Annotated in this window: 14 protein-coding genes; 8 read left to right on the forward strand and 6 right to left on the reverse strand. The window is 45.3% G+C overall.

The annotated features are described in order from the left end of the window. Positions 1-8 precede the first annotated feature (8 nt). Complete coding sequence (pta, locus tag KJB05_RS05925) at positions 9-2,174, reverse strand: phosphate acetyltransferase (protein ID WP_005439640.1); 2,166 nt, start codon at positions 2,172-2,174, stop codon at positions 9-11. A 138-nt stretch (positions 2,175-2,312) separates the two neighbouring features. Beyond that, positions 2,313-3,509, reverse strand: a complete 1,197-nt coding sequence (locus tag KJB05_RS05930) for an acetate kinase (RefSeq protein WP_005439639.1) — start codon at positions 3,507-3,509, stop codon at positions 2,313-2,315. Between the two features lie 345 nt (positions 3,510-3,854). Between KJB05_RS05930 and yfbV the strand changes: the two genes are divergently transcribed. From yfbV to KJB05_RS05960, 6 genes are all read left to right on the forward strand, one after another. Continuing rightward, a complete protein-coding gene (yfbV, locus tag KJB05_RS05935; RefSeq protein WP_005439638.1) occupies positions 3,855-4,307 on the forward strand; it encodes a terminus macrodomain insulation protein YfbV in 453 nt (150 codons plus the stop codon). A gap of 316 nt (positions 4,308-4,623) precedes the next feature. Continuing rightward, positions 4,624-5,589, forward strand: a complete 966-nt coding sequence (locus KJB05_RS05940) for an ABC transporter substrate-binding protein (RefSeq protein ID WP_208444850.1) — start codon at positions 4,624-4,626, stop codon at positions 5,587-5,589. Between the two features lie 55 nt (positions 5,590-5,644). After that, positions 5,645-6,580 (forward strand): ABC transporter permease, encoded by a 936-nt coding sequence (locus KJB05_RS05945; protein ID WP_208444851.1) that lies wholly within the window; start codon positions 5,645-5,647, stop codon positions 6,578-6,580. After that, on the forward strand, positions 6,577-7,371 hold the full coding sequence (locus KJB05_RS05950) for an ABC transporter ATP-binding protein (RefSeq protein WP_208444852.1): 795 nt from the start codon (positions 6,577-6,579) through the stop codon (positions 7,369-7,371). The genes KJB05_RS05945 and KJB05_RS05950 overlap by 4 nt, the downstream gene beginning before the upstream one ends. 141 nt (positions 7,372-7,512) lie before the next feature. Further along, entirely contained in the window at positions 7,513-9,339 is a 1,827-nt protein-coding gene (malZ, locus tag KJB05_RS05955; protein ID WP_208444853.1) for a maltodextrin glucosidase, read from the forward strand. A gap of 114 nt (positions 9,340-9,453) precedes the next feature. Then, the gene (locus tag KJB05_RS05960) at positions 9,454-10,914 is read left to right on the forward strand and encodes a GGDEF domain-containing protein (protein WP_208444854.1); all 1,461 of its coding nucleotides are present in this window, start codon (positions 9,454-9,456) and stop codon (positions 10,912-10,914) included. 77 nt (positions 10,915-10,991) lie between these two features. Here the strand turns inward: KJB05_RS05960 and dusC are convergent, their stop codons facing one another. Next, complete coding sequence (gene dusC / locus KJB05_RS05965; RefSeq protein ID WP_208444855.1) at positions 10,992-11,951, reverse strand: tRNA dihydrouridine(16) synthase DusC; 960 nt, start codon at positions 11,949-11,951, stop codon at positions 10,992-10,994. 451 nt (positions 11,952-12,402) lie between these two features. On the opposite strand from dusC, the gene KJB05_RS05970 reads away from it, so the two are divergent. Then, positions 12,403-13,011 carry an SEC-C metal-binding domain-containing protein gene (locus KJB05_RS05970; protein WP_208444856.1) on the forward strand — a complete coding sequence of 203 codons (609 nt, stop codon included), beginning with the start codon at positions 12,403-12,405 and terminating at the stop codon, positions 13,009-13,011. 83 nt (positions 13,012-13,094) lie between these two features. Here the strand turns inward: KJB05_RS05970 and dsbB are convergent, their stop codons facing one another. Together dsbB and nhaB are read right to left on the reverse strand one after the other, a co-directional pair. Beyond that, positions 13,095-13,631 carry a disulfide bond formation protein DsbB gene (gene dsbB, locus KJB05_RS05975; RefSeq protein WP_032802976.1) on the reverse strand — a complete coding sequence of 179 codons (537 nt, stop codon included), beginning with the start codon at positions 13,629-13,631 and terminating at the stop codon, positions 13,095-13,097. Positions 13,632-13,717: 86 nt separating this feature from the next. Further along, positions 13,718-15,304 carry a Na(+)/H(+) antiporter NhaB gene (gene nhaB, locus KJB05_RS05980; RefSeq protein ID WP_005439621.1) on the reverse strand — a complete coding sequence of 529 codons (1,587 nt, stop codon included), beginning with the start codon at positions 15,302-15,304 and terminating at the stop codon, positions 13,718-13,720. A 639-nt stretch (positions 15,305-15,943) separates the two neighbouring features. Between nhaB and fadR the strand changes: the two genes are divergently transcribed. Beyond that, on the forward strand, positions 15,944-16,783 hold the full coding sequence (gene fadR / locus KJB05_RS05985; RefSeq protein ID WP_005439619.1) for a fatty acid metabolism transcriptional regulator FadR: 840 nt from the start codon (positions 15,944-15,946) through the stop codon (positions 16,781-16,783). An 85-nt stretch (positions 16,784-16,868) separates the two neighbouring features. On the opposite strand, the gene KJB05_RS05990 is transcribed toward fadR, so the two are convergent. Further along, positions 16,869-17,675, reverse strand: a complete 807-nt coding sequence (locus KJB05_RS05990) for a hypothetical protein (protein ID WP_038897685.1) — start codon at positions 17,673-17,675, stop codon at positions 16,869-16,871. Positions 17,676-17,677: the final 2 nt, after the last annotated feature.

Here is a 17,677-nt window from a genome sequence, read left to right on the forward strand (position 1 = left end):
GCGGTTAATTAGTTAACAGCTTTTTCTTTTGCTTGGTCAGCTTGATCTGCCTGAATCGCAGTTAGAGCAACTGTGTACACGATATCGTCTACTAGTGCACCGCGAGAAAGATCGTTTACAGGCTTGCGCATACCTTGCAGCATTGGACCGATAGATACTAGGTCAGCTGAACGTTGTACCGCTTTGTAAGTCGTGTTACCAGTGTTTAGGTCTGGGAATACGAATACTGTTGCTTTACCTGCTACTGGAGAGTTAGGCGCTTTAGAAGCTGCCACGTTTTCCATGATTGCTGCGTCGTATTGTAGAGGACCGTCGATCACTAGATCTGGACGTTTCTCTTGAGCAATCTTAGTCGCTTCACGTACTTTATCTACGTCTGCACCTTTACCAGATTCACCAGTAGAGTATGAGATCATAGCAACGCGAGGATCGATACCGAATGCTGCTGCAGAATCAGCAGATTGGATAGCGATTTCAGCAAGCTGTTCCGCTGTTGGATCTGGGTTGATCGCACAGTCACCGTAAACCAATACTTGGTCAGGTAGCAGCATGAAGAATACAGAAGATACGATAGACGCATCAGGTGCAGTCTTGATGATTTGGAACGGAGGAACGATAGTGTTTGCTGTGGTGTGAACCGCACCAGAAACTAGACCGTCTACTTCGTCGTTCTCAAGCATCATTGTGCCTAGGAATACTGAATCTTGTAGCTTCTCACGAGCAACGACTTCAGTCATACCTTTCGCGCCACGTAGTTCAACTAGACGAGCAACGTAGTTTTCACGAACTTCATCAGAGTTGATGATAGTTACGCCAGCACCTAGCTCAACGCCTTGTTGTGCAGCAACGCGACGGATTTCGTCTGGGTTACCTAGAAGCACACATTCAGCGATGCCGCGCTCAGCACAGATAGCCGCAGCTTTAACTGTACGTGGCTCATCACCTTCAGGAAGAACGATACGCTTGCCAGCTTTACGAGCGAACTCAGTTAGCTGGTAACGGAATGCTGGTGGGCTTAGACGACGAGACTTCTGAGTGCCTTCAGTCATAGACTCGATCCAGTTACCGTCGATGTGACCAGCAACGTGCTCGTTGATGAACTCGATACGCTCTTTATCGTCCGCAGGTACTTCGATAGAGAAGCTCTGTAGGTTTAGAGAAGTCTGCCAAGTGTTACCTTGTGCTTTGAAGATCGGTAGACCAGTTTCGAACGCTGGCTTACAAAGACCAGTGATCTCTTCAGGGATGTCGTAACCGCCAGTCAATAGAACTGCACCGATATCAACACCGTTCATTGCTGCAAGTGCTGCTGCAACGATTACGTCTGGACGGTCTGCTGAAGTAACAAGTAGAGAACCTGGTTTGAAGTGCTCAATCATGTTTGGCAGAGAACGTGCACAGAAAGTGATGCTCTTGATACGACGAGTCGCAATGTCACCTTCGTTGATGATGTCAGCATTTAGGTGCTGAGCCATATCGATTGCACGAGTAGCGATAAGATCGATGCTCCATGGCACGCAACCTAGTACACGAATTGGAGAAGTGTTGAAGATTTCCATCACTTTCATTTCGTTTTGCTTCGCGCTGTCTGCATCGTCAAAGATTTCAGATAGGTCAGGGCGAGTACGGCCAGCTTCGTCAACAGGTGCGTTTAGCTTGTTGATGATTACGCCAGAGATGTTCTTGTTCTTAGTACCACCGAAGTTAGAACATGCTACTTCGATGCGCTCTTTAAGTTGAGCTGGGTTATCTGTACCAGGAGTTGCAACAAGAACGATTTCCGCACCTAGAGTTGCTGCGATTTCCGCGTTCACTTGGTTAGCGAATGGGTGCTTACGAGTTGGTACTAGACCTTCGATAAGCGTTACGTCTGCATCTTTGTTGATTTGGTTGTAACGCTCAACAACAGTTTCTAGCAGCTCGTCCATGTTGTCGTTACCGATTAGGCTTTCAGCAACAGACATCGCTAGTGGTTGACCGATCTTCATATCGCTGTTGTAACCAACGATAGTTGAAGTTAGATCAGGTTGATCACCGCCAGAACGTGGCTGTGAAATTGGTTTGTAGAAAGAAACCTTAACGCCTTTGCGCTCCATTGCGCGAAGAACACCCATGCTTACGCTAGTTAGACCAACACCAGCACTTGCAGGGATAAGCATAATAGTACGAGACATTCGTAGAGTACCTTTAGCTATTGGGGGATAAAAGCTCAACTCTTATTCCATGAATAATTCAGAGAATAGGAGTTAAGCCCCTAAGAAATTCTTTTGGAAGAAAAACTGGCTAGCCGAGTGGCTAGCCAGTTAAATCTATTAAAGACCTGCTAGGCGTGCAGTGTCTTCAGCAATTACTAGCTCTTCGTTAGTAGAGATAACCATTGCTGGGATACGGCTGTTAGCTGTAGTGATAGTACCTTCGCCGCCGAAACGTGCTTTAAGGTTAGCTTCACCATCAACTTCGATGCCGAAGATACCTAGACGGTTTAGAACCATTTCACGGATAGGACCAGAGTTTTCGCCGATACCGCCAGTGAAAGTGATTGCGTCTAGACGACCTTCCATAGAAGCAGTGTAACCAGCTACGTACTTAGCTAGACGGTGACAGAACACGTCCATTGCGCGAGTTGCTTCTTCTTTCTCACCGTAGTTGTCTTCAACGAAACGACAGTCAGAAGTCACTTCAGTTAGACCAGCAAGACCAGACTCTTTAGTTAGCATGTTGTTGATTTCTTCAACAGAGTAACCTAGAGCGTCGTGTAGGTGGAATACGATAGCTGGGTCGATATCACCACAACGAGTACCCATTACTAGACCTTCAAGAGGAGTAAGACCCATAGAAGTGTCTACAGATTTACCGTTCTTGATTGCACAAACAGAAGCACCGTTACCTAGGTGACAGTTGATGATGTTTACTTCTTCAACTGGCTTGTTTAGTAAGCCTGCAACTTCACGAGTGATGAATAGGTGTGAAGTACCGTGCATGCCGTAACGACGGATACCGTGCTCTTTGTATAGTTTGTATGGAAGAGCGTATAGGAAAGACTCTTCAGGCATAGTTTGGTGGAACGCAGTGTCGAATACAGCAACGTTTTGAAGCTCTGGGAAGTTGTGCTTAGCAGCTTCGATACCGATGATGTGCGCTGGGTTGTGAAGCGGTGCGAAAGTCGCAGCGTCTTGAATACCTTTTAGTACGTCATCAGTGATTAGTGCAGATTGAGTGAACTGCTCACCACCGTGTACGATACGGTGACCGATAGCGCCTAGGTTAGCTTTAAGCTCTGGCTTAGAAGCAAGAATAGTTTCAACCATGAACGCTAGTGCTTCTTCGTGTGCTGCACCGTTACCTAGTTGAGCTTCGTGTTTACCGTCAAGTTTCCACTTGATACGTGCTTCAGGAAGGTGAAGACATTCAGCAAGACCTGATAGGTGCTCTGCACCTGTTTCTGCATCAACAACAGCAAATTTAAGAGAAGAACTACCGCAGTTTAAAACTAAAACTAGCTTAGACATGTGTGACTACCTGTTATTCGTCTGATCAAAATCAGTTAAAGGATGAAAAATTAATCACAAGAATAGACGATACCGCCAAGGGTGCGTACTAATCTTGGTCAAAAATTGTTCTAATTCCGTATAAATGAATAGTGATGAACCCATCCACCACTATGAAGCGATCCGTGCAGAATAAAATCTCGGAGTTGCTTAAGTTGTAAATAACAGCAACAATGAGATTGAGGGTCTGCAAAGGATAGCGATAATAGGCAATGATAACAAAAAAATTTTGAAAGAATATTAACTTTCATCAATTTTTTGCGCCTTCAGTTGAAATGTTCAACTATTTTTTAGTGAGAGAGCGGTATGAGCAAACAAGTCGGATTGATCCATAGCCTGAAAGACGGCCAAAGTTACATGGAGATCTGGCCGGTTCGTAAAGAGCTGAACGCCATTTTTCCCGAACAACGCATTATTAAAGCAACGCGCTTTGGCATTAAAGTGATGCCAGCGGTCGCCGCGATCGGTGTGCTCACTCAAATGGCATTTAATAACTATGACGCACTTCCTCAAGCGATCGTAGTTGCACTGTTCGCAATCAGCATGCCGCTGCAAGGTATGTGGTGGTTGGGCAGTCGTTCCAACACCAAATTGCCACCAGCGTTGGCCTCTTGGTATCGCGAGCTGCACCAAAAAATCACAGAGTCAGGATTCGCACTAGAGCCAGCAAAAGCTCGTCCAAGATACAAAGAACTTGCGGTGATCCTAAACCGAGCGTTCCGCCAGTTGGATAAGACTGCATTAGAGCGTTGGTTCTAACTCCTCAAATCTACAATTAACTCATTGAAATGGAGTGTGCTTTCTAGCCGCTCCATTTTTTATGCCCGCAACATGACTTTTCGCCCTTATCTTAGTTTGCAATAACCGCCTCTCGTACCGATTGCGAGATCACAAATGTTACTTTGTTGTTAAATCTTGCTTTTCTTTCCCAACACTTAGCGTTAATAATGACAGTTAGATGCACAAAAAGTGCGCAGCAATAAACACAACATCCCATCTTCCTCATTATTTCTGTTAAGCATTCATTTTCGATGAGGCTTTCAGTTCAAGGACGAAGAGACATCAAGGAGTCATGATGAAAACGAAACGTTTACTCGCCACTGCTATTCTTGCCGCGACCACGGTTTTTTCCTCAGCTAATGTGCTTGCTAACACTGCGACGGTTGCTGTTTCACAAATCGTGGAGCACCCAGCGCTCGACGCGACTCGCCAAGGTTTACTAGATGGCTTGAAAGCGAAAGGATATGAGCAAGGGAAGAATCTAGAATTTGACTACAAAACCGCACAAGGTAACCCAGCTATAGCAGTACAGATTGCGCGTCAGTATGTGGGGGAGAGTCCTGATGTGCTTGTGGGTATTGCCACGCCATCGGCTCAAGCTTTGGTGTCAGCTACGCGTTCTATTCCAGTAGTGTTTACTGCGGTAACGGATCCGGTGGGCGCAAAGCTTGTGAAATCCATGCATCAGCCGGGCAAAAACGTAACGGGTCTTTCTGATTTGTCTCCGGTTGCTCAACATGTTGCTTTGATTCAAGAGATCTTGCCAGAAGCGAAATCCATTGGCGTGGTCTACAACCCTGGTGAAGCCAATGCAGTGACTTTGGTGCAACTGTTAAAAGAGAGTGCAGTTGCAAATGGACTTAAAGTGGTTGAAGCGACGGCTCTGAAAAGCGCAGATGTTCAATCCGCGACCCAAGCCATTGCTGCTAAATCAGATGTGATTTACGCACCGACAGACAACACGGTAGCCAGTGCGATAGAGGGCATGATCGTGGCTGCAAACCAAGCTAAGAAACCAGTATTTGGTGGCGCGACGTCTTATGTAGAAAAAGGTGCGATCGCAAGCTTAGGCTTTGATTACTACCAAGTGGGGGTTCAAACTGCTGAGTATGTCGCGGCAATTTTGGAAGGACAAGAGCCGGGTAAGCTAGACGTAAAAGTCGCAACGGGTTCAGACCTTGTTGTCAATGAAGGAGCGGCAACTAAGCTTGGTATCCAGTTACCAAGTTCAGTTGTAAAACGTGCGACCAGCATGCAGTAAGAGTGACGTTTAGGTCGGTGTAATGCCGACCTGATTTGTGCAGAAAGGAGCAGTTATGTCTGCATTTGCTTTTTTTGGTGCGCTCGAAATTGGCCTTATTTACGGCTTAGTGGCTTTGGGCGTTTACCTTACGTTTCGTGTTCTTGATTTTCCTGATTTAAGTGTCGACGGCAGTTTCCCGATGGGCGCCGCCGTTGCCGCGACTGCAATCGTCGCCGGCATTAACCCTTGGATCGCAACCGGAATGGCTGTGATTGCTGGTGGGATGACTGGGTGGGTGACCGCTTTTCTTGCGGTTCGATGCGGCATTCTCCACCTATTGGCTTCTATTCTCACCATGATTGCGGCGTTCTCTATCAATATTCGCATCATGGGTAAGCCCAATATGGCCCTGCTAGGGGAAGACACCATTCTTACTCCGTTTGAAGCCATGGGAGATTCTATGTACATCCGGCCGTTAGTTGTCGGTGTACTAGTCTTGCTCTCTGCTTTGTTTGTCGTACGTCTCCTTAACAGTGACTTTGGTTTAGGGCTAAGAGCGACGGGTGTGAACGCTCGAATGGTGGCCGCACAAGGAGCAAGTACCGCTTTTTACACTTACTTTGGCCTCGCGCTTTCTAATGGTTTTGTTGGTTTTGCTGGTGCTCTATTTGCTCAAACCAACAGCTTTGCTGATGTCACTTCTGGTGTGGGTACGATCGTAGTTGGTTTAGCTGCAGTGATCCTCGGTCAAACTCTGATACCAGGGCGTAAAATCTGGGTTGCGGTTTGCGCGGTAATTATCGGCTCAGTGCTTTATCGTTTGGCTGTTGCCTTTGCGTTGAGTTCCGGCATGTTTGGTCTGCAAGCATCAGACCTAAACTTAGTGACGGCGGTGCTCGTTGCTGTGGCGTTGATCGCGCCAAAACTGAAACAGAGCATGAAAGCGAAACAAAGCGCGACCAGTGCGAAACAAGCCGCCTCAAAAAATGGTTCAGGGGAGGCGCTATGATTGAATTAAACAACATCCAAGTGACCTTTAATCCCGGAACCATTTTGGAAAACAGAGCCTTGAAAGGTGTCTCGTTAGAAGTACCTGAACATCAGTTTCTCACCGTCATTGGCTCCAATGGCGCAGGGAAGTCGACCTTGCTTGGGGCGGTTACGGGGGAAACGCCGATGATTGGTGGTCAGGTGATCATTGATGGGCAAGACGTAACCCGGAAAACCGTGGCGCAACGAGCGACTCAATGTGCTCGTGTATTCCAAGACCCGTTAGCGGGGACTTGTGGGGATTTGTCTATCGAAGAAAACATGGCGTTAGCTTACATGCGAGGTAAGCGTCGTGGTTGGGGAATGGCGCTCTCTTCTCAACGTCGCAAGCTTTTCCAAGAGCGCATCAGCATTCTTGGGTTAGGGCTTGAGGATCGCTTGGGGGACAGTATTGGATTGCTCTCCGGCGGACAACGACAAGCGGTCAGTTTGGTCATGGCAACACTATCAGACAGTAAGCTGTTGTTGTTAGATGAGCACACCGCTGCGTTAGATCCACGTATGGCAGCTTTTGTTATCGACCTAACCAAGCGTATCGTCAGCGAGTTCAACCTTACAGTGATGATGGTGACGCACTCAATGAAAGATGCGCTGGCTTGCGGTGACAGAACGGTCATGCTGCACCAAGGTGAGATTGTTCTTGATGTCGCAGGTGAACAGCGTGCCAATATGCAAGCCCCAGACTTACTGGAAATGTTCTCTAAAGTGCGTGGTGAAGAGTTGGCAGATGACAGCTTGTTGCTGAGCTAATTTAAAGTCAGCGCGAAACTACGCCTACCAAACGTGATCCTCCTTGAGAAAATTGCATCTAAGGCAACGTCGAAAGGAGGATTTTTCGGTAAATACTCTTTATTAAAATAGTGGAATATTCCAATACTAAGAGCACTTATCATGACCCTTCCATTTATCTTCCATAGCCAGACCGAAGATGGCCTTGTATTTGATGGTGAACTGCTAACCGTCACTCTGACAACTGAAAACGTTAAGTTTGATAGCGTGCATGTACGCTGTGAGCCTGACAACGAAGAATATCTGATTGAGATGCTACCTCGCGGCAAGGCTGGTGAACTTCAACTATGGCAAGCGCAGTTCGCGGCGAACCGAGATCGTGATGTCACTCATTATGTATTCAAGCTCATCAAAGGCAATCAGCAACTTTGGTTAGATGGCAGAGGTGTACATAAACGGATGCCATCGAAAGAGTTCCACTTTAAGCTGAACACGCAGTCTCAGCCACCGAGTTGGGTGCAAGAACAAGTCTTCTATCAAATCTTCCCAGACCGTTTTGCAGCTAGTCAGGATGAGCAAGCAATCCGAAATGCTTACGCGCAATATGACCCAGATACCATGGTGAAATCTTGGGGAAAGGCGGTCGGCTCTCATCAAAATACGGGCGCGCGCGAATTCTTCGGTGGCGATTTGAAAGGCGTTGAAGAGAAACTCGATTACTTAGATGACTTAGGCGTGACGGCGTTGTATTTCAATCCTATTTTCACGGCGCCAAGCAATCATAAGTACGATACGAAAGACTACCTTAATATTGATCCTATGTTTGGCACTAACGAACAGTTTGCGCAGCTGTGTGAGCAAATTCGTGGCAAGCAGATGAAGGTTGTTTTGGATGCCGTATTTAACCACACATCCGTTCATCATCCATGGTTCGATATTAAACAAGAAGGTCAGGGGGCTTTTGGCAATCCGGACTCTGACTTCCGCGACTATTACTTCTTCGAGGGACAAACCAATAATTACATTGGCTGGAAAGGCATTGGCAATTTACCGGTTCTGAACTTTGAGAACGAGCGAGTTCGCGATCATATCTACCAAGGTGAAGAGGCGGTGATTAAACACTGGCTCAAACCACCATATTCAGTCGATGGTTGGCGCTTTGACGTTATTCACATGCTGGGTGAAGGCGACGGCGCAAAAAACAATGCGCACTATGTGGAAGCGTTCCGCAAAGCAACCAAAGCAATCAACCCTAATGCTTATGTGTTAGGTGAACATTTCTTTGAGGCGACACAATGGTTACAAGGTGGGCAAGAAGATGGCGCTATGAACTACTACGGCTTTGCTCATCCAGTTCGGGCTCTGATTGCTAAGCAAGATATCATGTATGACCCAATTGACATCGATGCGTTAGATTTTAAAGAGTGGGTGGATGAGGCGCGAGCTAAAGTCCCTTTTGCCAACCAATTGTCTCAACTTAATCAGTTAGATAGTCATGATACCGCCCGTTTTCTGACGATTTTGCACGGCGATAAAGAAAAAATGCGAATCGCACTGGCTTTACTCATGACTTACATCGGTACGCCTTGCCTGTATTACGGGAGTGAAGTGGGATTGGAAGGTGGGCTCGATCCTGACAACCGCCGTTGCTTCCCGTGGGATCAGGTTGCCGAGTCTGAGTGGCTGCCTTTGTATCGTGACTGGATAAGAATTCGCAAGCAATACAAGGCACTACAGTCCGGTAGTTTGCAATGGCTTCACTGTGATGATCAGGTCATGGTATATGCTCGACAATGGAAAGAAGAAACAATAGTTGTGTCATTTAACCTGAGTAAATACGAACAAAATGTTAACTTGCCTTTATGGCAACTTGGCTTAAATGCAACACACTTGCATCAAATATTAGACAAAGGTGAAGTCGAGGTGGCTGAACGTCATTTTTCTGTCAATATCCCAGCATTGAACTGCAAAATATGGCAAGTGAAGTGACACCTGATGCCTTATTTATTAAAATTTATGAATACATAAGTGAAAAACTATAAATAGCCCTTCGATAGTCAGTACTTTCGAAGGGCTGAAATTATTAAAAGCCAATGGTGTTCAATGGGTAATAAAAGGCGATTTAGCCTCAAGTTTGTCATCTTCTTCCCACTCTTCTTGTTCATTGTTGTCATGATCGTGGCTGCAAAGAACTACTACGATGCGATGAATCGTTACATCACTCTAGAGTACGCTCAAGTTGACCGTGCTTTGGGTCGTGCCATCAAAGTATTAACCGCCCTCGATTACAGCTTTGTAAACTATTCCAATCCGGCTCATCCTTTGTTCCAAGAACATAATCATATGCTAAGAGACGATTTGTGTTTCGTATGGCCAATTGATGTATTGCTGTTGGAAAACAAACACTCAGGTGGATTGCCTGCGGTCGAGCTCGATTACATGATTGTTGGGCAGAAGGAGTTATGCCAGCCAGGAACGAAATTGTTCAAATTGGCAGAACAAAAAGCGGGCTTTGCGCCATCACTGTCGTTTTTACACGATATTGAATCGCACATTATCGGTATTCATTACATCGACCAGCGCGGTTATGTAATTTCTTCACCGGACACCTACGCTCAATATTTCACTAAAGAGCTGTGGCAGACCCTCAAAGCAAGACCGTTTTGGCAAAAAACCGCACAAGAAACGGTGAAAGTAACCATGTCTGGCCCAGCCCCTATGCTGGATCGCCATGATGGGCAAGTGGTGAGTTTAACCGTGCCAATCTATGAAAAGGGGGTTCACCAAGGTGTCCTTTCCATTGACTTTGACGTCGATGACTTATTAAAAACAAATGAGAACCTAGCAGGTAAGCTACATATTATTTCTGGCATGATGGAGCTGCCTAACAACATCATGCGACTCAAATCTATTGAGCACGAACGCTTGAGCGCAAATCATCGTATTTTTTACGAATACAACCTGTGGAGCGAGTTTAAGAATCTGTTGGCGTTCGAGAAATACAGCGTTGCGGTTGCATTCTTTATCTATGTGTTGAGTACAGTTGCTTTATTCTTGGTGAATACTCAAACAGAGCGCCGTTATTTCAAAGAGTTGGCGGCGAAAGACCCTATGACGGGTTTACTCAATCGACGTGGCATGCAAGCGGTATGGCGTAACAAAATGACCAAGAAGCATGTCGCGCTTGCCGTTTTTGATATCGATGATTTTAAAGCGATCAACGATACCTATGGACATGATGTCGGTGATGATGCGATTCGTCTGGTGGCTAAGTGTATTCGTGACAATATTCGTCATTCGGATGTGGCATCGCGTTTTGGTGGTGAAGAGTTTGTTCTTGCCATCTACGATGAAGATTTCGATAGCATGCTACGTATATTGGAGCGAGTAAGAAGTGCGATTAGTAAAAACTCGAAAAGGGTGGTTGCTGGTGGTTTTACAGTATCAGGTGGTGTCGAGTTCAAGTCTTCCTCTCAATTAGAGAGCTTTGATAAACTGTTCAAAGTAGCCGATGAAAAGCTCTATGAAGCAAAGAGCACCGGTAAGAACAAGATTTGCTACTAAGACGCAGATAAAACAAAAGGGCGAATTCATCGCCCTTTTTTGATCTATAAAACTGCTTTAACTTGCTTTAACTTGCTTTACGCGACGCGAGACTGCAACTCGTCACGATAACGCTGAATGTGTTCAACGATTGGTGCCGCTTTGTTGAACGTGCGGATCTCGCGGAACAGCTCATTTGCTTCTGGGTAAGCTTGGCGTAAGTAAGAGAACCACTGTTTTACGCGGTTCGGATAGTACAAACCTTTGTCACCTTTCATTTCAAACTGAGAGTAGTAAATCAGTAGCTCTACGACTTCTGCCCAAACCATTGGCTTATGGTTGTATTTCACCATATTGCCCAGATTTGGAATATTGAATGCACCGCGACACACCATCAGAGAATCAACACCTGTGGTTTCAATACAACGTTGACCATCTTCGTAGTTCCAAATTTCGCCATTCGCGATTAATGGGATGTCAAAACGTTCACGGATTTGGGTGATGTATTCCCACTTGATTTCAGAGGCTTTGTAGCCGCCTTGTTTTGTACGGGCATGGACCGTCAGTTCGTTTACGCCAGCAGATTGAATGGCATCAACAATCTCAAAACAGTCTTCAGGGTTTTCCCATCCGAGACGAATTTTAGCGCTAACGGGAATATCGCTTGGAACAGCGTCACGACATGCTTTTACCACGTTATGAATCAGTTCTGGATGCTGAAGAAGCGCTGCGCCACCTTTACTCTTGTTCACCAAGCGAGCAGGGCAACCGAAGTTAAGGTCGATACCGCGCGCACCAAGCTCAGCGGCTTTGATTGCGTTTTCTGCCATCCAATTTGGTTCTTGACCAAGTAACTGTACGTGAACAGGTACGCCAGATGCAGTTTGTGAGCCTTGAAGAAGCTCAGGGCACAGACGATGGAATACGTGATCAGGTAACAGCTGATCGATCACTCGAACAAACTCTGTCACACACAGATCATAGTCGTTTATCTCGGTCAGGATTTGGCGCATCAAATGGTCCAAAACGCCTTCCATCGGGCCTAATACAACTCGCATAGCTTGCCTAATACAGTTTGGTGGTAAAAAGGAGGGCGATTGTAGCGATGTGAGTGAAGTTTGTCATTAAAAGACTCATCAGCATCGAGTGACATCAACTAGCATCCTATATACCCAAGTGACTTCAAGATGCTGGATTCAGAGCGTTGTCATTGATTCCTGTTTACCGAAAGTAAGCAAAGAAAACAACGCAGCGTAATAGCCGGCTCTTACCAAGTTGTTTGACGCAGCCATTGGTTTAATAAAAAAGCGAGTTCAATGACACGCTCCCAAAGGGCGAGTTGCCTTGGCTTGTATACTTTGTTGCCGATTCTTGATTTAGGCCCACTAGACCTTTAAATCGGCGTCGCGTCTACAAACCAAGTCATTCTCGCTGAACCAAACATCTCGAGGTTACTTGGGTATAAGCTCTGGGGTATAATGCCGCCAAATTCATGGGAAACCAGATATCATGCAATACACATTAATTGAGAAAGGTGAAGTTCAGCTAGACGAATCTTCACTGTTTTTAGAAGGTGCAGTATTTGCTGCAAACCTGATGACAAAACCGCTAACACCAGAAAGCTGGCTAGAGCCACTACTTGGTGAAGGTTTTAAAGCCATTCAGCCAGCTGTTGAAGAGCAGATTCACAAACAGCATAACTACATTCTGCGTAATGAGTACTCGATTCTGGCGCTGACTAATAATGATGCAGAGCAGCTAGCAGACTTTGCTGAAGGCTTTATGTCTGTGTGGCCAATGATTGAAGAGCAATGGCACGAGGTTGTGCTCAACGATGGTCTAGAGCGTATGCTGCAAGCATTATTGACCACCATGATGTTGGCGATTGATGAAGAGCAAACTCAACAGCAAATGCGTGATGCAGGTATTGAGAACCCGCCAGCGTTAGCCGATTTTGTTGATCAACTTGATCTCATGATCAACGAAGTTGCACTTGGTGCTGATGAGTTGATGGTAGGCAAGAAATCTAAGAGCTTGAACCCGTTTAAGGATGTCGGTCGTAACGACCCTTGTCCTTGTGAAAGTGGTAAGAAGTTCAAACAGTGTTGCGGTAAGTAATTGCAATATAAATAAAAAGCCGACCTTATGGTCGGCTTTTTTGATCTACTTGGTCGGTATTAAGCGTGAAAAGTTATTACCGATTACTGAATTGGATTTTTGCGCTTACCACTAAAGAACTGAGCAATCACAATGAACGCAAGTGCAACCAAGTTACCTGCGAAGATGACAACTAACCACTGAGGCATTGAAAGGCCAAAGAATTGCCAAACAATCTTCGCACAGTCACCATACGCTTCGAACATCCAAGGAGCCCATTGGTTTAGCGGAGCCCAACTCGGGAAAGTCACGAATAAATCACATGTTGCGAACGGTGATGGGTTGAACTGATAGTCGACGTGCTGCATCGCCAGCATCAAACCTTTATAAGCACTTGCTCCCCATGCAGCTAACGCTATCCAGCGCACGAGAGGGTTGTTTGGTGCAACAAGACCAATCATTGCCGCGACACCAATTCCCATCATAGCGACACGTTCATAAATACACATAACACACGGTGCTAGCATCATGACGTGTTGAAAGAATAGGGCGCAAGCTTCAAAAAAGACGATGGCCAAAAGGAGCAGGAGCCAAGATAAGCGTCCCTTCGAAAACTGGTTAAGTGATGCAAAAATACTCACGGTTACAATCCTGTCTGAAAATATAAAAAAGCTCTGATTACTCAGAGCTTTTTAACTTGGATAAGTTTCCTAATCAACTCAAATTTTTAGTGTCCACCTGACACAACTGGAGTTAGATCACCACTACTTGGCACAATCCAGCCCGCATCGTAGAAGAATGCTGTTGCTGGTTCTAGGAAGAACATGATGCCCATCAAGCCAACAAGCGCTAATACAACCGTGTAAGGAAGTGCCATGATAACCATGCGACCGTATGATAGACGAATCAAAGGTGCTAGTGCTGATGTAAGTAGGAATAGGAACGCAGCTTGGCCGTTTGGCGTTGCAACTGAAGGTAGGTTAGTACCTGTGTTGATTGCAACGGCTAGTAGGTCGAACTGTTCACGAGTGATAAGGCCTTCAATAAGCGCTGTCTTCACTTCGTTAATGTAAACTGTGCCCACGAATACGTTATCCGAAACCATCGAAAGCAGACCGTTAGCAACATAGAACAGAGCAAGTTGAGCGCCCTTATCTTCAACAGCAAGTACTGCATCGATAACAGGTTTGAATAGCTCTTGGTCGATGATAACGGCAACCACCGCAAAGAATACTGCAAGTAGTGCTGTAAATGGCAGAGCCTCTTCAAACGCTTTACCCATCGAGTGCTCTTCGATAACACCAGTAAACGAAGTCGCTAGGATAATTACAGAAAGACCAATCAGGCCAACAGCTGCTAAGTGAAGTGCAAGTGCGGCAATCAACCAAACAGCGATAAGGCTTTGAACCCAAAGTTTCGCTACGTCTTGGTTAGTACGAGTCTTGCGCTCTTCACGGTCGAAGTCGACTAGGATTTGGCGAACGTTATCAGGCAGTTGAGCACCGTAGCCAAACACTTTTAGCTTCTCTACAACCGCACACGTGATCAAGCCACAGATGAATACTGGCAAAGTTACTGGAGACATACGAATCAAGAACTCACCAAAGAACCAGCCCGCTTGGTCAGCGATGATCAAGTTCTGCGGTTCACCAACCATGGTCGTAACGCCACCTAGTGCTGTACCAACACCTGCGTGCATTAACAATGAACGTAGGAATGCGCGGTAGTTCTCTAGGTCATCACGCGTTAGCTCAGTGATGGTGTCATCTTGAGTGTGGTCGTGGTCACCGATAGGGTTTCCAGAAGCCACTTTGTGGTAAATCGAGTAGAAACCAACTGCAACACTGATTACAACGGCAATAACGGTCAGCGCGTCCAAGAATGCTGACAAAAACGCTGCTGCGAAACAGAATGCGAGTGAAAGTAACGTTTTCGAACGAATACCAAGCAGGATCTTTGTAAAAATGAACAGCAGAAGCTGTTTCATAAAGTAGATACCCGCAACCATGAATACCAACAGTAGAAGTACTTCGATATTCGCTACCAGCTCGTGCTTCACCTGTGCAGGGCTGGTCATACCGATAGCAACCGCTTCAATTGCAAGCAAACCGCCTGGTTGAAGTGGGTAACACTTCAGCGCCATTGCTAGCGTGAAAATAAATTCCGCTACTAGCAACCAACCTGCAACAAATGGGTCAATTAGGAAGAATACAATCGGGTTAATAATTAGGAAGGCTATAATGGCAACTTTGTACCAATCAGGCGCTTTACCAAGGAAGTTCTTGATAAAGGCATTTCCGAGCGACATCGGCATGATAATTCTCTTTATAACAAAATTATGAATAGACACTACAATAGTGCTTAAGTATCTGTTTGTTAGACTTATTATCTAGTCCTTTAAAACAATAACTTAGAAAAACAACAATCCATTGTTTTACTGTAGTCTTGCCAAGTTACTTCCCCTGAACTTAAGCACCGCTCACTTTCGACCGCAACTCTACACCTCGGCATTTTATAGTCAATAACAAAACGTGATGCTGCCGACTAAAACTGCTTTTTATTTGTAATAACGCGATCAAAACGGCGTTACTATACCACGAAAAGATTAAAAAAAATCACCTTGGAATTTAAAACAAAGTCAATTACGAGAAAAGATAAATTAAGAAAGAATATTAATCGTAAAACACAAATTTATTTTGCATATTTTGAGCAGAAAAATGTGACGAGGTAGGCTTTATTTTCCGTGAGTTTGTGGCTGTTCCAATTTTTGCAAAATATAAATTTTGCGCGTTTGGTTCCAAGTGATTAGGGTTTTAAATTAAGGATATATGTAGAGTATTAACTCTATATTGAGATTTCGTTTCATTTGTTGATCGTTAATTTTCGCAAATCGTTAAGTAGTGGTATGATGAGTCGCATCGACCCTTAGAAATCAATATTGGATAAAAACAGAATGGTCATTAAGGCTAAAAGCCCTGCGGGTTTCGCAGAAAAATACATAATCGAGAGCATTTGGAACGGCCGTTTTCCACCTGGCTCAATATTACCCGCTGAACGTGAGCTATCTGAACTTATTGGTGTTACCCGTACGACTTTACGTGAAGTGCTTCAGCGCCTTGCGCGCGACGGTTGGTTGACCATCCAGCACGGTAAGCCAACTAAAGTGAACCAATTCATGGAGACGTCAGGTCTGCATATTTTGGATACACTGATGACACTTGATGTTGATAACGCAACGAACATTGTGGAAGATTTGCTTGCTGCACGTACTAACATCAGCCCAATCTTTATGCGTTACGCGTTTAAAGCGAATAAAGAGGCGTCTGAGCGTACTATTCAAAATGTTATCGACTCATGTGAAGCGCTAGTGAAAGCACCTTCATGGGATGACTTTATTGCAGCATCTCCATACGCAGACAAGATTCTGCAAAGTGTGAAAGAAGACAACGAGAAGGATGAAGCGAAGCGTCAGGAAATTCTGATTGCTAAGACGTTCAACTTCTACGACTACATGCTGTTCCAACGTTTGGCGTTCCACTCAGGCAACCAGATCTACGGTTTGATTTTTAACGGCTTGAGAAAACTATACGACCGTGTAGGTAGTTACTACTTCTCGAACCCTGCATCGCGTGATTTAGCACTGCGCTTCTACCGCCAGCTTCTAGAAACCTGTGAAACAGGCCAGCGTGAGCAACTTCCAGTCGTGATTCGTCATTACGGTATGGAAAGTGCGCAAATCTGGAATGAGATGAAACAACAGCTGCCAACGAACTTCACAGAAGACGACAGCTAATCGATTGTTGAAGTCCAACGATTTCATATAAAAACCGCAGGTATCACCCTGCGGTTTTTTTGTGTTTGCTTTTCCGAAACTCGATTTAGGCTAAGGACAGTCTGGGTAATGGTAGGTAAAGGGTTTCTATGATGTCTGAGAGCATTTGGTCATAGGTATTGAACACAGTAAGGGACAAGTCAGAGGTAATGTCGTACAACTCCTCTTCACTCAGTGACAGTATTTCACCTTCTATATATTCATTTAGGGATTGAATCGACCTAGCAGACATCGGAGAGGCAACGCTCAAGGGGCTAATTACTGCCAATTGATTAAGCCTTCTAATCATTACTGAGGCGTAATTTCTCATCCGTTCAGGCCCACCTCTGTCTTGCATGTCTTGAATGCTGATACGGAGCTGTGTCAGCGTTTCTAAGCTATCAATCACGGTTTGCCAGTTCATATGGTACTCGTCATGCAACTCATCTCTCTGGGCAATAGCGAGCCATGCGATGGTAACTTCATCCATTAAGAACAAACTATGACGGATCAGTTTGCCATGCTCCATCTGATTCCGCGCTACCGTGTTGTCCTGCCATTGTTCCATCAACTTATCGATTTTGATTTGCAGCACGCGATACATGGGTTTGTTCTCAAAGCGAGAAGTTTCCACGAGCTGATGCAGTTTATAACCTAACTCCTGATGAATTTGCTCTATCTCTTTTTCATGATGTTGTTGGTATTGGATAGAGTAGTGGGTCACCGCTCGGTGACGGCGCAGTAGGTGAACCACATCGCGTAATAAGGTGAGTAATTGATATTTGCGAGCATGTTGCTTTTCTCGCTTCGCAGCCAAGTGATAGATCCCTGCCAGAATGGCAATTGAGATCAAAGTAGAAATCAAAACAAACATAA

This window comes from Vibrio sp. B1ASS3 (genome assembly GCF_905175355.1).
In the GTDB taxonomy this organism is placed as follows: Bacteria; Pseudomonadota; Gammaproteobacteria; order Enterobacterales; family Vibrionaceae; genus Vibrio; species Vibrio owensii.

Excerpts from the sequence above, each read along its gene's own strand:
- pta (WP_005439640.1), bottom strand. The coding sequence starts at position 2,174 with ATGTCTCGTACTATTATGCTTATCCCTGCAAGTGCTGGTGTTGGTCTA.
- KJB05_RS05930 (WP_005439639.1), bottom strand. The coding sequence starts at position 3,509 with ATGTCTAAGCTAGTTTTAGTTTTAAACTGCGGTAGTTCTTCTCTTAAA.
- yfbV (WP_005439638.1), top strand. The coding sequence starts at position 3,855 with ATGAGCAAACAAGTCGGATTGATCCATAGCCTGAAAGACGGCCAAAGT.
- KJB05_RS05940 (WP_208444850.1), top strand. The coding sequence starts at position 4,624 with ATGAAAACGAAACGTTTACTCGCCACTGCTATTCTTGCCGCGACCACG.
- KJB05_RS05945 (WP_208444851.1), top strand. The coding sequence starts at position 5,645 with ATGTCTGCATTTGCTTTTTTTGGTGCGCTCGAAATTGGCCTTATTTAC.
- KJB05_RS05950 (WP_208444852.1), top strand. The coding sequence starts at position 6,577 with ATGATTGAATTAAACAACATCCAAGTGACCTTTAATCCCGGAACCATT.
- malZ (WP_208444853.1), top strand. The coding sequence starts at position 7,513 with ATGACCCTTCCATTTATCTTCCATAGCCAGACCGAAGATGGCCTTGTA.
- KJB05_RS05960 (WP_208444854.1), top strand. The coding sequence starts at position 9,454 with ATGGGTAATAAAAGGCGATTTAGCCTCAAGTTTGTCATCTTCTTCCCA.
- dusC (WP_208444855.1), bottom strand. The coding sequence starts at position 11,951 with ATGCGAGTTGTATTAGGCCCGATGGAAGGCGTTTTGGACCATTTGATG.
- KJB05_RS05970 (WP_208444856.1), top strand. The coding sequence starts at position 12,403 with ATGCAATACACATTAATTGAGAAAGGTGAAGTTCAGCTAGACGAATCT.
- nhaB (WP_005439621.1), bottom strand. The coding sequence starts at position 15,304 with ATGCCGATGTCGCTCGGAAATGCCTTTATCAAGAACTTCCTTGGTAAA.
- fadR (WP_005439619.1), top strand. The coding sequence starts at position 15,944 with ATGGTCATTAAGGCTAAAAGCCCTGCGGGTTTCGCAGAAAAATACATA.
- KJB05_RS05990 (WP_038897685.1), bottom strand. The coding sequence starts at position 17,675 with ATGTTTGTTTTGATTTCTACTTTGATCTCAATTGCCATTCTGGCAGGG.